Raw genomic sequence first — 12,813 nt, forward strand, 5'->3', positions numbered from 1 at the left:
GCCTTAGTCCTCCTTGGTCTGCCCGGTCACGATGTAGCTGCCCGCAGTATCCTGCACAATATCCTTCATCGGAACGCCCAGCGTACGCGCCATAATGTCATGGATACGCGGCTCGCAAAAACCGCCCTGGCACCTGCCCATCCCCGCCGCGCACCGGCGTTTGACGCCGTCTATACTGACCGGATGCACCGGGCGGCGCAGGATATCGACGATCTCGCCTTCGGTGATTGTCTGGCAGCGGCATACCACAGTCCCGTATGCCGGATTTTTACGGATCAGCGCATCACGGTCGCTCATTGGCAGGCGGGAGAGGCGCACCACGCGCCGTTCGTCTTTAAAATCGCCTTTTTTATCTAACGTAAGGCCGCAGTCCGATAGGATGCGCACCAGATCCTCGGCAATCGCAGGCGCGGAGGAAAGCCCGGGAGATTTGATGCCCGCGGCGTTGATAAAATTTTTGACGGTTGATTCTTCTACAATAAAGTCGTCGCCCGCCACCGCGCGAAGGCCTGCAAAGTTACGGATGTTCTGGCTGAAATCGATGGTTGGAACGGATTTCAATGCCATTTCACGTATGAACGCGAGGTCGCCTGCATATGTCGCGGTATCGTCGCGGCTGTTTGCCGTCCGGCTGTCCGGGCCTGCAAACAGGTTGCCGTGCACCGTGGGCGCAACCACAACGCCTTTTCCGGCCTTGGTGGGGCATTGGAATACCACGGTGGAGACGATATCTCCCATGGTTTTATCGAACAGGAAATATTCGCCGCGCACCGGCGTGATCGTAAGCCCTGTTCCACCGGCCATTTCAAACACCTTGTCTGCGTACAGCCCCGCCGCGTTGATCACATATCTGGCAGTGTAGTGATCCTGCGTTGTTTTTATGTCAAAAATACCGTCCCTTTTTGTGATGCGCAGCACCGCGTTGTCCAGAAAACAGTCCGCGCCGTTGGTAACGGCGGTCTCGATCAGTGCGGCGGCATATTCCCACGGGCTTATGATCGCCCCGGTTGGGGCCCACAGCGCGCACAGTACACCGTCAGAAAGGTTTGGCTCGCGCGCAAGCACGGTTTCGCGCGAAAGGATTTCCACAGGCACACCGTTTGCAACGCCGTTATCGTAAAGCTTGTGCACCTCGCGTTTTTCCTCTTCCGTAAACGCCAGCACAAGCGAGCCTGTCCTGCGCAGCGGGATATCGAGCTTTTCTGCCAGCTCGTGCGCGAGGATATTTCCACGCGCGTTGTATTTTGCCATCAGCGTACCCGGCTGCGGATCGTAGCCCGCGTGTATGATCGCACTGTTGGCCTTGGTGGAGCCGCACGCAATATCGTTTTCCTTTTCAAGCAGCGCGGTTTTGAACTTATATTTGGAGCACTCGTATGCGGCAGCACAGCCGGTGATCCCTCCGCCAATGATGATTACGTCGTAATGCTTCATAGCTCCTCCTGTTGCTCCCGCGTGTTTTCCATGGTGCGGTTTACGGCGCGGGCCCAGCCGCGCACAAGCGTATCGCGTTTTTCCTGCGGCATGGCGGGCATAAAGCGTTTGCCAAGCGTCCAGTTCTGCGCTATTTCATCCATGCTTTCCCATACGCCCGTCGCAAGGCCTGCAAGATAGGCTGCGCCAAGCGCGGTCGTCTCCCGTATGCGCGGGCGTATCACCGGCGTTGCGGTAATGTCGGACTGGAACTGCATCAGGAAATTATTTGCCGACGCGCCGCCGTCCACGCGCAGGCTGCCAAGCTCTATTTTGGTATCTGAGCGCATCGCGAGCAATACGTCCATCGTCTGGTAGGCAATGGCTTCGAGCGCGGCGCGCACAATGTGTTCGGCGCTTGTGCCGCGTGTAAGGCCCGTTATGGTGCCGCGTGCGTACATATCCCAATAAGGCGCGCCAAGGCCCGTGAACGCGGGAACAAGGTAAACCCCGCCGCTGTCCGGCACCTTCTGTGCAAAATACTCGCTGTCAGCGCTGTTTGAAATCATCCGCAGCTCATCCCGCAGCCATTTTATCACTGCGCCGCCCATAAAAACGCTTCCTTCAATCGCATAGTGCAGCTGCCCCTTTGGCGTGGCGGCAATGGTGGTCAAAAGCCCGTTTTTGCTGTAGCAGAGCTTTTCGCCGGTGTTCATCAGTAAAAAACAGCCCGTGCCGTAGGTGTTTTTTGCCTGGCCCGGCGCAAAGCAGGTCTGTCCGAAAAGGGCCGCCTGCTGGTCTCCTGCAATGCCTGCAATGGGAACCTTACTGCCATATAAATCGGCGTAACCGTAGATTTCGCTCGAGCTTCTTACCTCGGGCAGCATACATTTTGGAATATCAAGCCTTTGCAGAATCGTATCGTCCCACTCGAGCGTCCTGATGTTAAACATCATGGTACGCGAAGCGTTGGTGTAGTCGGTTATGTGAACCCTGCCGTTTGTCAGGTTCCACAACAGCCATGTGTCCACCGTACCAAAAAGAAGCTCGCCGTTTTCGGCACGCCTGCGTGCGCCGTCCACATTGTCGAGAATCCACTTAAGCTTGGTTGCGGAAAAATATGCGTCAATCAGGAGGCCGGTATTCTCACGGATATATTCCTCCATACCGTCCATTTTAAGCTGTTCGCAGATGGAAGCCGTGCGCCTGCACTGCCAGACAATCGCGTTGTAAACAGGCTTTCCGGTCGCCTTTTCCCATACGATCGTGGTTTCCCTCTGGTTGGTAATGCCGATTGCCGCAATTTCTTCAGCGGATATTCCCGCGGCGTCAATCGCCTCTTCAAGAACCCCGTATTGCGAGGAATAAATTTCGGTTGGAATGTGTTCCACCCAGCCGGGCTGAGGAAAATACTGTGCAAATTCCTTTTGCTTCACGCAGACAATATTCTGCTTCTGGTCAAACAGGATACATCTGGAGCTGGTCGTGCCCTGGTCGAGCGCAACAATATATTTTTTCATAAACCATACCTGCTTTCCGTTTGCGTTCTGCAAAAAGGCGCTGTGCCTGGCAGTGTAAAAAACGATACCTTATTATAACACGCCGGGCTGCTTTTTTGCAGAAAAAAAGAAGGCCGTTTTCTTTCGAAAACGGCTTTAAGCGATGCGTTTCAAATTCAGTTTTTCCACAATGAGCAGGTCGACCAGTCTGGTGCAGTCCCCGTTTACCGCGAGGCCGCCTTTGTTGATCAGTGTAATACTACCCTCGAGGATTGTGACGATCAGCGGTATCAATATATAACCTTCCGCGGAAGGAATACCATATTCCTCCAAAAAATCTGCCATAAGGGGAGTATAGTGGGCAGAGAATTGCTTCATAATATTTTTTTCAGGTTGCATGCGCCACGCCTCCCTCGAGGAAGGGCTGATATGCAGCAGGTAATGGTATTGCGGATAAGTGACCATGAACTTCATGTAGCCCTTGCACATTGCAAGAAATGCGTTCTCCTTCGGACGGCCGTCTATCTCCTTTTGGATAAACGGATAAATCCGGTTCAGGATATAAGGGTATGTGGCCTCGATCAATGCCTGTTTATCCTGGAAATGCTTATATATGGACGCATGCGTAACACCACATTCCGCGGCAATTTTCCGCAATGAAATCTTATCCGCTCCCAATTTTTCAATATGGCGGATCGTTGTTTCAATCAACCGGTCCTTATTGTTTTCGCGTTTTTTCCTGTTTGCCATATCTGGACTCCTTCAAGATAAAGTCATTGCAGCATCCGCTTGAACAGATAGCCGAGCATAAGTCTCAGGAAGGTATCCCTGTCTGCATCCTCCGGGATGAGGTCGTCGTGCAGCATATTGGGAAACCCGTTAACGACCGCCAGCATCAGCAGCTGGTCGAGATTCGCGGAAAGCTCGTTGTCCTCGTCGCCATCCGAGAAGGGGCGGCTTTTGCCGACAAATTCGATCAGCGCGGAAGGATCGGCGGGAACAGCCCCGGCCTGCATTGTAATGCCCTGCATCTGCACCAGCTTTTTCAGGGAAGGCCATCCGGGGAATTGCGGAACGCATACCACGTCCCCGCCGTCGATGCGTACGTCAAAAGACGGCGCATTTGCGCTTAAGGAGACGGTTTCAAGATAATAAGGGTATTTCTCAAACGTGTAAAGATAGATGCTTGTAAGCTCCTGGAGCTTATCCAGAAAGTTACCCTCCGGCTGCATGACAATTTCTATGGTAAGGGCCGTTAGCTCATCAAGTACGTGCTTTGTGATCGTCGCCACAAACTCGTCCTTGTTTTTAAAGTGGTTATAGATTGCATGGGGAGTTACATTGCATAACGCGGCTATTTTACGCATGGTCAGGTCCTTTAAGCTGTGCGTTTCCAGAAACCGGATTCCCGCGTCAAGCAGCTCGTCCCGCAAGGATCTTTTTTTCGTGTCCTGTTTTTTCAAAAAAGCATACACTCCTCCCGTTTTTGCCACTATATTATACTATAAACAGAGGTAAGATACAATCGAATTATTTAATGAAAATGGCTTCACAGCTTGGTTTTTGTGCCATGCACCACAAAAGGAAACGTAAAAAAGCATTTTAATGAAAAAGTAACCAGAGTATATTGACTTTTTACGGCGGGTTGCCTAAAATAAAAGTGGTACAAGTAACCGGCGTATACACATCGGAAAGCAGGCCGGTAATTATCCGGAAAAACAGCAGTGATTATGCAACCGGTCCGCCACGGGACTGAAACCGGCTGCATTCTGTGCGCCCAAAGGAACGCCGGCCTGTCTTGAAAGAGCAGCGCTGTATAAAAAGCATGGCAGGGTACGGATAAGGCGATGATAAATAAGCAATTATTATCAAAATAAAAAGAAAGGTCGTAAAAAGAATGAACAAGAAAGAATTGGTCGGCAGGGTAGCCGAAAAAACCGGAATGATGAAAAAGGACGTTGAAATGCTTACAGATTCTTTGCTTTGCGAGATACAGGCCGCGCTCGCAGCAAAAGAAAAGGTGCAAATCATGGGCTTTGGCACATTTGAAGTACGAACACGCGCCGCAAGAAACGGCCAGAATCCGAGAACAGGGGAGAAAATCCATATGGACGCTACAAAAATCCCCGCGTTCAAAGCAGGAAAACTGCTTAAGGATGCTGTTCGGAAATAAATTGGAAACGACGGCCCGAAAGGCTGTCAGGAGGTATCATTTTATGAAAAAGTATATTGCTGAATTTATTGGGACTTTTGTGTTGGTATTATTCGGCTGTGGCACTGCGGCGCTTTCGGGCGGTATCGGAAGCATTACGGGAATTGTCGGAATTGCGCTTGCGTTCGGCCTTTCTATTGTGGCCATGGCATACTGTATCGGAACTATTTCAGGCTGCCACATCAATCCGGCGGTATCGTTTGCAATGCTGCTGTCTAAGCGCATGAGCGGTAAGGATTTTGTGGGCTACGTGATCGCGCAGGTGCTGGGAGCCATCCTTGCGAGCGCGATTTTGATGGCAATCATAAACGGCAGTGCCAACCTTGGCCCGGTTTCCGAGGTCGGCCTTGGGCAGGACGGCTTTGGCTCCGCGTCCTATGTGGGAATTTCCATGGGCGGCGCGTTCCTTGTCGAAGTAATCCTGACGTTCGTATTCGTGCTGACCGTTTTGGGCGTAACGTCTTCAGAGAAGATGAGCTCGGTTGCAGGCCTTGTGATCGGCCTTACGCTTGCCTTTGTGCACATTATGGGCATTCCGCTCACTGGAACGTCCGTAAATCCGGCAAGAAGCCTTGCTCCCGCGATCTTTATGGGTGGGCAGGCGCTCGAGCAGGTATGGCTGTTTATCGTTGGGCCGCTCATTGGCGCAGCGCTTTCGGCGCTCGTGTGGATGTTCCTCGTAAAGCAGAAAAAGCAGGCCGCGCTGTAAAAATAAAGCAGAACAAAAACTCCGCGAGAAGCGGAGTTTTTTTGTTGCCTGCGCGTTTTGGAAAGGGCGTGGAGCGGCCCGCGCCGCCACAGCTGTATTTACAGTAACACGCATAGAATATGAACTTTGTGTGAGCGGGTGTTAGAAGACCAAAAATATGGATATAAGTAAATTGGAGGGAAAAACCATGTTACAGGTAAAACGGGTATATGAAGGCGCGCAAAAAGCAGACGGGTACCGTATTCTGGTGGACAGGCTGTGGCCGCGCGGGGAATCGAAGGAAAAGGCGGCAATCGATTTCTGGGCGAAGGACGTCGCCCCCAGCACGGGAATCAGGACGGAGTTCCATCACGATCCGCAGCGCTTTCCCGCATTCAAACGGGAGTATCTCGCAGAGCTTGTACAAAATCCAAAAGCCGCGCAGTTTGTAAGTCTTGTCAAGGAAAAACTCAAAGAAGGAAACGTCACGTTTGTGTACGCTGCAAAGGACGAAACCTATAACCATGTGGTGATATTAAAGTCGTTCGTACAGGAGCAGCTTCAGTAAACACCGCAGTTTCAGGGAAAGGAGAAAAATCATGAAAACAGTATTACATATCGATGAAGCAAAAAAATGGCCGCTTACACTTGGGAACGCAAAAAATATGGTAAAATATGCCGAAGAGATGGGCATTGATTTTGATTTGGAAATCGTAGCGAACGACGAAGCCGTCAGGCAGTTGCAGGACGATTTGGCAAAGACGGAAGGCTACTATGCAGATATTGAAGAGCTTGCCCTGGAAACCGTGAAATTTACCGCGTGCCGGAATGCGATGAATAAATATGATATCAAAGAAAACAGCCTGATACCGTTTGTCGAGGTGGTTCCCGCGGGCATTGCGGAGCTGACCAGAAAGCAGCACGAAGGGTTTGCATATATTAAGCCCTGAGTAAAAGGCGTTGCCGGCGCCTGGAAATTGAGATGCTTTTAAGCGGATTGGCGCTTCATTGATGCGGCGCCTGTCCGCTTTGTTTTTTTAAATGCTGGATATGGATGCCGATATGCCCAATTCCAAGGATAATGGAGGAAACCGCCATCAGCCCCACGCCGCCGTAAATACCAAGCAGCAGGAAGGCGGCTACCGGAAGCGTGGCCAGCGGCACCGGAATGCCCAAAAAGCTGCGGTAAAAATCTCCCTGCGTTTGGTTGCTCCTGAAATAACGTATCCAGCCCGCCTCATACAGCAGCATCAGCGCAAACGAAGCGATAAGCCATACGCTCCGGGCAGAAAACGGCGCAAGGTTGAAGCCGCTGAATACGAGCGCGCAAAACGTGCAGAGTACCTGCCCTGCGCGCTCGAATACCACCAGCAGCCGGTTCTCCCCGGCGGGGGTGTAATCCGCCGGCAGGCGCCTGCTCCAGATGATGTTGGGGATAAAAAGCATCAGCAGGTAAATAAGTCCAACATAAGAAAAGCCGAATTGTCCGATCATAGCGGCCTATTGCTCCTGTCCCGCGGGCAGCGCGTCCTTTAGATACGGGTAAGGGTTCACATACATGCCGTTCGGCGCGATAATTGCAAGGTGCAGGTGGTTTGCGGTGCTGTTTCCGGTGTTTCCGGCAAGCCCTACGGGATCGCCGCGCTTTACGCTGTCCCCCGCGCAAACAAGGTCTGATACCTCCACCATGTGGTAATAATGGTATTGCGTTTTATCCGCGCCCTCGAGGATCACATAATTGCCCGTACCCGCGCCGCTCCCCTTGGCAAGGATCGTCCCGTCCACGCACGCAAGCTCCGGCGTGCCCTCCGGGCACAAGATGTCCGTCCCGGTGTGCCTTCTCGCGCCGCCGTCGCGGTCGTTATACCAGCCGTTGCGGTAATCGTAGCGTTCTTCAAAAGGGAAGGAAAGCTGCTCTGTAAGCTCCGGGTATTCGCCGCTGTTTTCAATCAGCTCCATGTTGTCGTCATATAACGTCAGCAGGTATGTGCACGTGAAGAACGCGCCGGGAATCGCTGTCTCCTCTTGCGTATCGTTTGGCAGTTCGTAAAAAAGAACCTGCGGGGTTTTGGGGGTAAGCGTCAGGGTGGCTTTGGTTTCGCCGTCTTCCCCTGCCACAACCTCTGTGGACGAATCCACGCACAAAGCAAAAATCGCCGGGACTCCTTCGGGCGACGCAGCCATCGGAGCCGCCGCCGCAAGCAGCTGCCACGATGGAACGCCGGCGTTCATCTGGAAATTGACGTTTCCATAGCTCTGGTATTCTTCAGCCATGCGGTTTCCGACCTCGTCGGCCCACGCCTCAAAGCTTTCCACAATGTCCCTTGTGATTTCAGGATACTCCATTATCAGCTCGTAATCCCGCATGCCCGTATCCGTTGGATACAGCTGCGCGGGATAACATTCCGGGGCAAACGCCTCCGTCGTAACCGACTCGAGCGTCAGCTCGGGCACGGGCGACGGCGCAGGGGAAGGCGTGGGCGACGGCGTAGCCGTTGCTTCAGCCCGTACATCCGAAGCTTTGGGCTGCGCCTGTGGCGCGGAGCACGCGCACAGCATGACCGCAATGAGCGTTATACAAACGATTCCAAACCATTTTTTCATAAAAAGCCTCCCCGTCAGTCTCCGCGTTTGGATTCCCTGTACCGCCTCATAAATTCCTCATCCTCGATTTCCAGCCCGCGTTCGCCGGAAAGGGATTCCATATGGTGCCGGAATTCATGGCGCAGGGTTTTACGCAGCTCCGCGGTGAGGGCCTGCCCGGAAAGGTGGGAAAAAAGCCGCTCAAAGGAGCCGTAATAAATGGCGATATACCGCCCCATGTCCGGGCTTTTGAAATACCGGCCCAGCACATACAGGTCGTTTGCGCGTCCCTCCGGGTGCAGCTCCACCTGCGGCAAAAGGATAATGCCGCCGTTCAGCTCGTGGAAAAATTCAGGGGGAAGCTCCTCGGCAAGCTTATCGAGCAGCTCTCCCATTTCGTCAAAAGAAATCAATTCAGTACCTCCGGTGCTGTTTTTTGTATACTAACATACCGCGGCGTAAAAAGAAAGAAAAACAGGGGCAGACAAATGTTTTTGGGCAAATACGCAGGTTATATTAGTATAGAAACAAACCGCAAAACAAAGGCATGGAAAGGAGGCGGCAGGTAATGGACTCGTCAAAACCCGCAGAGCAGGCGCAGCAGGCGGTAAAAACCCTGATGGATTCGCTCAACGACTGGGCGGAAAAGACCTTTTCACTCGGCTTTTGGGAGACGATCATCATGGTCGGCGTGGTTGCGCTCGCCACATTTATCGTATTGTGGTTGTTGTCGCACTTCCTGAAAAAGAGGCTGAGCGGCAACCTGCGTATTTTTTACAGGCTCATCTATGTGCTTGTGATTGCAGTAGCCGTTATCAGCGTGCTGATGACCATCAACCCGCTCAAAAAATTTGCCACCACCGTAATCGCAAGCTCGGGCATTGCGGCGGTGATTATAGGCCTTGCCGCGCAGGAAACGCTCGGAAACCTGTTCAGCGGCATATCGATCGGCCTGAGCAAGCCGTTTTTGGTGGGCGAATACATAGAGATCGTGAACATGAACGTAGCGGGCATCGTGAAGGCCATCGATTTACGCCACACAGTGATAGCGGGCGCGGACGGCAGGCATGTGGTGATCCCAAACGCGGTGCTCGATAAGGACATGATCGTGACCTCGCATAATACCATGAACCCAATGCTCAGCAACAAGCTGGATATCGGCGTGCCATATAATACGGACGTTGACCTTGCCATGAAGATCATGGCGGACGAGGTCAAAAAGAACAAAATGCACATCGATATGCGGACGCCGGAGCAAAAGGAAAACGGCGCGCCGGAGGTGGTGGTACGGATCGAGGACTTCCGCGCGGGCTCTGTTTTGCTGCGTGCGTTCGTGTGGACAAAGGATACCATTTCCGGCGGGCAGGCGCTCGCAGACATCCGCTATGCCGTCAAGGAAGAATTTGATAAAAACAACATTACAATCGTGAACTGAGGCAAACCTCACATACAAATTGTGAAAACACCGGCGAAATTGACAACGAAAATACGCGGTGATATGATAAATATGGATTTTACAGCATATCAACTTATGGCGTCGCAGGGCTGCGCCGCCGTATGTTCGCTGCATAGCAGTGCGGAAACAGGGCGCCGCCTTGTTTCCGGCTTTTGTTTCTGGTAGCACTTATATTTTTAAATTTCAGATAAAGAGAGGACAGGAAATGGACGAAAAAATGCACGCTGTTTTGCAGGAAATCTCGCGCACTGTGGACGGGATAGACCAAAACGGCGCAGAGCGGTTCGCGCAGATGATGTGCGCCGCGCCGCGTATCTTTTTTGCGGGCGGCGGCAGGAGCGGGCTGATGATCCGCGCGCTTGCCATGCGCGCCATGCACCTTGGAAAACCGGCCTATGTGCTGGGGGAGGTTACCACGCCTTCGGTAGCCGCGGGGGATTTGCTTGTGATTGCGAGCGGCTCCGGCGAAACGGAAAGCTTTGTGAGCCATGCCAAAAAGGCCAAGAAGCTCGGCGCAAAGCTCGCGACGGTCACAATTAACCCGCAGGCCAGCATCGGCAGCCTTGCGGATTGCACGGTACAAATCGACGCGCCTGCAAAAGCGGACGGGGGGCAGGCGTCCATCCAGCCGATGGGCTCGCTTTTCGAGCAGGCCATGCTGCTGTTTTTTGACCGCACAGTGCTGCGTATGATGGAAATCCTCGATAAAACCCCCGGGGAAATGTACAAAAACCACGCCAACCTGGAATAAAGGAGAAAAATAATATGGAAAATCCGTTGAAAACACTGCTCGACAAAAACTCAAAAGACTATACGCCCCAGTTTTCAGTAACCGTGGCAAATGAATTTGTAATCAGGGTGTGCATGGAGCACGCCAAAAAGAACAACCGTATGTTTATGGCGGAGGCCAGCGTAAACCAGGTAGACCAGTTTGGCGGCTATACGGGCATGAAGCCAAAGGATTTTGCGAACATGATCGAAAACATGGCAAAGGACGTAGGCATAGATCCCTCCCACGTTATCATGAGCGGAGACCATCTCGGCCCGTTTACCATGCAGGATAAAAACGAAGACGAGGCAATGGAATACTCGAGGGAGCTTGTGCGCCAGTATGTGGAGGCGGGCTTTCGCAAAATACACCTCGACACCAGCATGCGCCTTGCAGACGATCCGCAGGACAGGCCGCTTGCAACAGAGGTCAGCACGCGCCGCGCGGTAGAGCTTGCCAAAATTTCCGAGGATGCGTACGCGCGCACCAAAGACGACGTATCGTGGAAGTACCGCCCGGTGTATATCATCGGCAGCGAGGTTCCCGTACCGGGCGGCACGCAGGACGAGGAAACGTTGCAGGTTACAAAGCCGGAGGATTTGCGCGTCACCTTGGACGGCTACAAAAAGGCGTTTACAGACGCCGGTTTAAAGCAGGTATGGGACGACGTTGTGTGCGTTGTCGCGCAGGTGGGCGTGGAATTTTCAGACGAGGCAGTGCACGATTTCGAGCCGGAAAAAGCCGTTGCGCTTGCAAACGCGCTCAAGGAATACCCGCACATCACCTTTGAAAGCCATTCGTCGGATTACCAGACAGCCGGGAACCTCAAAAGCATGATCGACCACGGCACGGGCATCCTGAAGGTAGGCCCGGAGCTGACCTTTGCATACCGCGAGGGGTTGATGGCGCTCGAGCACATCGAACGTGAGCTGATCGGAAAATATCCGGGTATGCGGCCTTCGCATTTTGGCGATACGCTTGAAACGGTGATGCTGGAAAGCAAGCCGAATTACTGGATCAAATACTATCACGGCACGCCGGTGGAGCTGAAAATCAAGCGTAAATACAGCTTTTCAGACAGGTCGCGGTATTATCTATCAAATCCGCAGATTCAGGAATCAATCGACCTGCTGCTTGAAAATACGGGCAAAATGGAGATACCGCTCACGCTTATCAGCCAGTATTTGCCCATGCAGTATGAGCGCATCCGCGATGGAAAGATCGAAAATTCCGCGATGGCGCTTGTGAAGGATAAAATCGATTGCGTGCTGGATCGTTATACGTCCGCGCTGTAATCAGGGAAAATAAAAAACGCCCGTGGCATGTGCTGTGGGCGTTTTGTTTTACAGTCGTTTCCGAAGGCTGTTTCAAGTATTGCACCTGGGTTTCTTTCGCGCGGGAACAGCCTGTCGCGTTCAAAGCCTGCTTACTTCGTGCGCAAAGGCGTTTTCACGCAACGGGCTATACTCGCGCTGGCAGAGTGGATGCCCGGGCAACGCACGATTGCCGCGTAGAACGCGCAAGAATCGGAGTCTGTTGCAGGATATTGCCTGCAAGGGGCTTATGGAGGGCGCTTCATGTTGTCCTTCCCTGCCGCGCGCCCGTAAGCAGAGCGGCGTACTTTGCGGCGATTTCTTTCCCTGTACGCCGCGTCCCCTCAAAGGCAATGCCTGTAACAGGCTTTGGTAACAGTACCAAAAAAGAGCACCCCACAGTATGTGCCGCGTAGAACGCGCAAGAATCGGAGCCTGTTGCAGGATATTGCCTGCAAGGGGCTTATGGAGGGCGCATCTCGTTGTCCCTCCCTGCCGCGCGCCCGTAAGCAGAGCGGCGTACTTTACAGATATTCCTTTCCCTGTACGCCGCGTCCCCTCAAAGGCAATGCCTGTAACAGGCTTCGGTAACACTACCAAAAAAAAGAGCGGCCTTTCTTCCGCCCCGTCTCGAAATAAAACGAATCCCGCGCCCCCATTTTTCTTGACATTCCTTTCATTAACCCATACAATAAACATAGGGAATTTCCCTGCAATATAAAATCGCAGCAGGCTGGAGTGCGGTAACACTCCAAGCCCTGCTATCCGGTGCCGCGACACCCTCAAGCAATCCCATCAGGGACACTGCGATCAAGTATCATTATACATTCCCTCGGGAATGAGTGCAACGATATTTTGACGCGCGAGGGTTTTTAGAGCT

At 52.8% G+C, this 12,813-nt stretch carries 15 protein-coding genes; 7 read left to right on the top strand and 8 right to left on the bottom strand.

Annotated features, from left to right (window positions below; translation table 11 throughout):
- Window positions 1-3: 3 nt before the first annotated feature.
- The 4 genes from CHK_RS00630 to CHK_RS15415 form a co-directional block, all read right to left on the bottom strand.
- Complete coding sequence (locus CHK_RS00630; RefSeq protein ID WP_046441981.1) at window positions 4-1,434, bottom strand: NAD(P)/FAD-dependent oxidoreductase; 1,431 nt, start codon at window positions 1,432-1,434, stop codon at window positions 4-6.
- Complete coding sequence (gene glpK, locus CHK_RS00635; RefSeq protein WP_046442003.1) at window positions 1,431-2,933, bottom strand: glycerol kinase GlpK; 1,503 nt, start codon at window positions 2,931-2,933, stop codon at window positions 1,431-1,433. Before glpK ends, CHK_RS00630 begins: the two co-directional genes overlap by 4 nt.
- Window positions 2,934-3,068: 135 nt before the next feature.
- Window positions 3,069-3,662 carry a TetR/AcrR family transcriptional regulator gene (locus tag CHK_RS00640; RefSeq protein WP_046441982.1) on the bottom strand — a complete coding sequence of 198 codons (594 nt, stop codon included), beginning with the start codon at window positions 3,660-3,662 and terminating at the stop codon, window positions 3,069-3,071.
- Window positions 3,663-3,685: 23 nt separating this feature from the next.
- On the bottom strand, window positions 3,686-4,375 hold the full coding sequence (locus CHK_RS15415) for a TetR/AcrR family transcriptional regulator (protein WP_052740084.1): 690 nt from the start codon (window positions 4,373-4,375) through the stop codon (window positions 3,686-3,688).
- A gap of 434 nt (window positions 4,376-4,809) precedes the next feature.
- Between CHK_RS15415 and CHK_RS00650 the strand changes: the two genes are divergently transcribed.
- The 4 genes from CHK_RS00650 to CHK_RS00665 all read left to right on the top strand — a co-directional run bounded on the left by CHK_RS00650 (window position 4,810) and on the right by CHK_RS00665 (window position 6,762).
- Window positions 4,810-5,085: an HU family DNA-binding protein gene (locus CHK_RS00650; protein ID WP_046441984.1), complete on the top strand. Its 276-nt coding sequence runs from the start codon at window positions 4,810-4,812 to the stop codon at window positions 5,083-5,085.
- On the top strand, window positions 5,069-5,833 hold the full coding sequence (locus CHK_RS00655; RefSeq protein ID WP_268872435.1) for an MIP family channel protein: 765 nt from the start codon (window positions 5,069-5,071) through the stop codon (window positions 5,831-5,833). The genes CHK_RS00650 and CHK_RS00655 overlap by 17 nt, the downstream gene beginning before the upstream one ends.
- 187 nt (window positions 5,834-6,020) lie before the next feature.
- Complete coding sequence (locus CHK_RS00660) at window positions 6,021-6,380, top strand: DUF488 domain-containing protein (RefSeq protein WP_046441986.1); 360 nt, start codon at window positions 6,021-6,023, stop codon at window positions 6,378-6,380.
- A gap of 31 nt (window positions 6,381-6,411) precedes the next feature.
- On the top strand, window positions 6,412-6,762 hold the full coding sequence (locus CHK_RS00665) for a DsrE family protein (RefSeq protein WP_046441988.1): 351 nt from the start codon (window positions 6,412-6,414) through the stop codon (window positions 6,760-6,762).
- Between the two features lie 55 nt (window positions 6,763-6,817).
- Here the strand turns inward: CHK_RS00665 and CHK_RS00670 are convergent, their stop codons facing one another.
- Genes CHK_RS00670 through CHK_RS00680 form a run of 3 tightly spaced genes read right to left on the bottom strand, consistent with a single transcriptional unit; the run spans window position 6,818 to window position 8,808 of the window.
- Entirely contained in the window at window positions 6,818-7,306 is a 489-nt protein-coding gene (locus CHK_RS00670) for a hypothetical protein (protein WP_200896510.1), read from the bottom strand.
- A gap of 6 nt (window positions 7,307-7,312) precedes the next feature.
- Entirely contained in the window at window positions 7,313-8,416 is a 1,104-nt protein-coding gene (locus CHK_RS00675; protein ID WP_046441990.1) for a M23 family metallopeptidase, read from the bottom strand.
- Between the two features lie 14 nt (window positions 8,417-8,430).
- Window positions 8,431-8,808, bottom strand: coding sequence for a metallopeptidase family protein (locus CHK_RS00680; RefSeq protein WP_235811542.1), 378 nt, complete (start codon window positions 8,806-8,808; stop codon window positions 8,431-8,433).
- A 155-nt stretch (window positions 8,809-8,963) separates the two neighbouring features.
- On the opposite strand from CHK_RS00680, the gene CHK_RS00685 reads away from it, so the two are divergent.
- The 3 genes from CHK_RS00685 (at window position 8,964) to CHK_RS00695 (ending at window position 11,915) form a co-directional block, all read left to right on the top strand.
- Window positions 8,964-9,830 carry a mechanosensitive ion channel family protein gene (locus tag CHK_RS00685; protein ID WP_046441992.1) on the top strand — a complete coding sequence of 289 codons (867 nt, stop codon included), beginning with the start codon at window positions 8,964-8,966 and terminating at the stop codon, window positions 9,828-9,830.
- A gap of 226 nt (window positions 9,831-10,056) precedes the next feature.
- Window positions 10,057-10,602 carry a 6-phospho-3-hexuloisomerase gene (gene hxlB, locus CHK_RS00690; RefSeq protein WP_046441994.1) on the top strand — a complete coding sequence of 182 codons (546 nt, stop codon included), beginning with the start codon at window positions 10,057-10,059 and terminating at the stop codon, window positions 10,600-10,602.
- A gap of 14 nt (window positions 10,603-10,616) precedes the next feature.
- The gene (locus CHK_RS00695; protein WP_046441996.1) at window positions 10,617-11,915 is read left to right on the top strand and encodes a class II D-tagatose-bisphosphate aldolase non-catalytic subunit; all 1,299 of its coding nucleotides are present in this window, start codon (window positions 10,617-10,619) and stop codon (window positions 11,913-11,915) included.
- Window positions 11,916-12,195: 280 nt separating this feature from the next.
- Here the strand turns inward: CHK_RS00695 and CHK_RS16970 are convergent, their stop codons facing one another.
- Window positions 12,196-12,318 carry a hypothetical protein gene (locus CHK_RS16970; protein ID WP_268904072.1) on the bottom strand — a complete coding sequence of 41 codons (123 nt, stop codon included), beginning with the start codon at window positions 12,316-12,318 and terminating at the stop codon, window positions 12,196-12,198.
- Window positions 12,319-12,813: the final 495 nt, after the last annotated feature.

The organism is Christensenella hongkongensis, from assembly GCF_000981035.1.
Taxonomy (GTDB): domain Bacteria; phylum Bacillota; class Clostridia; order Christensenellales; family Christensenellaceae; genus Christensenella; species Christensenella hongkongensis.

Bases quoted from the DNA above. Each gene is read 5' to 3' on its own strand.
- CHK_RS00630 (WP_046441981.1), bottom strand. From the start codon at position 1,434: ATGAAGCATTACGACGTAATCATCATTGGCGGAGGGATCACCGGCTGT.
- glpK (WP_046442003.1), bottom strand. From the start codon at position 2,933: ATGAAAAAATATATTGTTGCGCTCGACCAGGGCACGACCAGCTCCAGA.
- CHK_RS00640 (WP_046441982.1), bottom strand. From the start codon at position 3,662: ATGGCAAACAGGAAAAAACGCGAAAACAATAAGGACCGGTTGATTGAA.
- CHK_RS00650 (WP_046441984.1), top strand. From the start codon at position 4,810: ATGAACAAGAAAGAATTGGTCGGCAGGGTAGCCGAAAAAACCGGAATG.
- CHK_RS00655 (WP_268872435.1), top strand. From the start codon at position 5,069: ATGCTGTTCGGAAATAAATTGGAAACGACGGCCCGAAAGGCTGTCAGG.
- CHK_RS00660 (WP_046441986.1), top strand. From the start codon at position 6,021: ATGTTACAGGTAAAACGGGTATATGAAGGCGCGCAAAAAGCAGACGGG.
- CHK_RS00665 (WP_046441988.1), top strand. From the start codon at position 6,412: ATGAAAACAGTATTACATATCGATGAAGCAAAAAAATGGCCGCTTACA.
- CHK_RS00670 (WP_200896510.1), bottom strand. From the start codon at position 7,306: ATGATCGGACAATTCGGCTTTTCTTATGTTGGACTTATTTACCTGCTG.
- CHK_RS00675 (WP_046441990.1), bottom strand. From the start codon at position 8,416: ATGAAAAAATGGTTTGGAATCGTTTGTATAACGCTCATTGCGGTCATG.
- CHK_RS00685 (WP_046441992.1), top strand. From the start codon at position 8,964: ATGGACTCGTCAAAACCCGCAGAGCAGGCGCAGCAGGCGGTAAAAACC.
- hxlB (WP_046441994.1), top strand. From the start codon at position 10,057: ATGGACGAAAAAATGCACGCTGTTTTGCAGGAAATCTCGCGCACTGTG.
- CHK_RS00695 (WP_046441996.1), top strand. From the start codon at position 10,617: ATGGAAAATCCGTTGAAAACACTGCTCGACAAAAACTCAAAAGACTAT.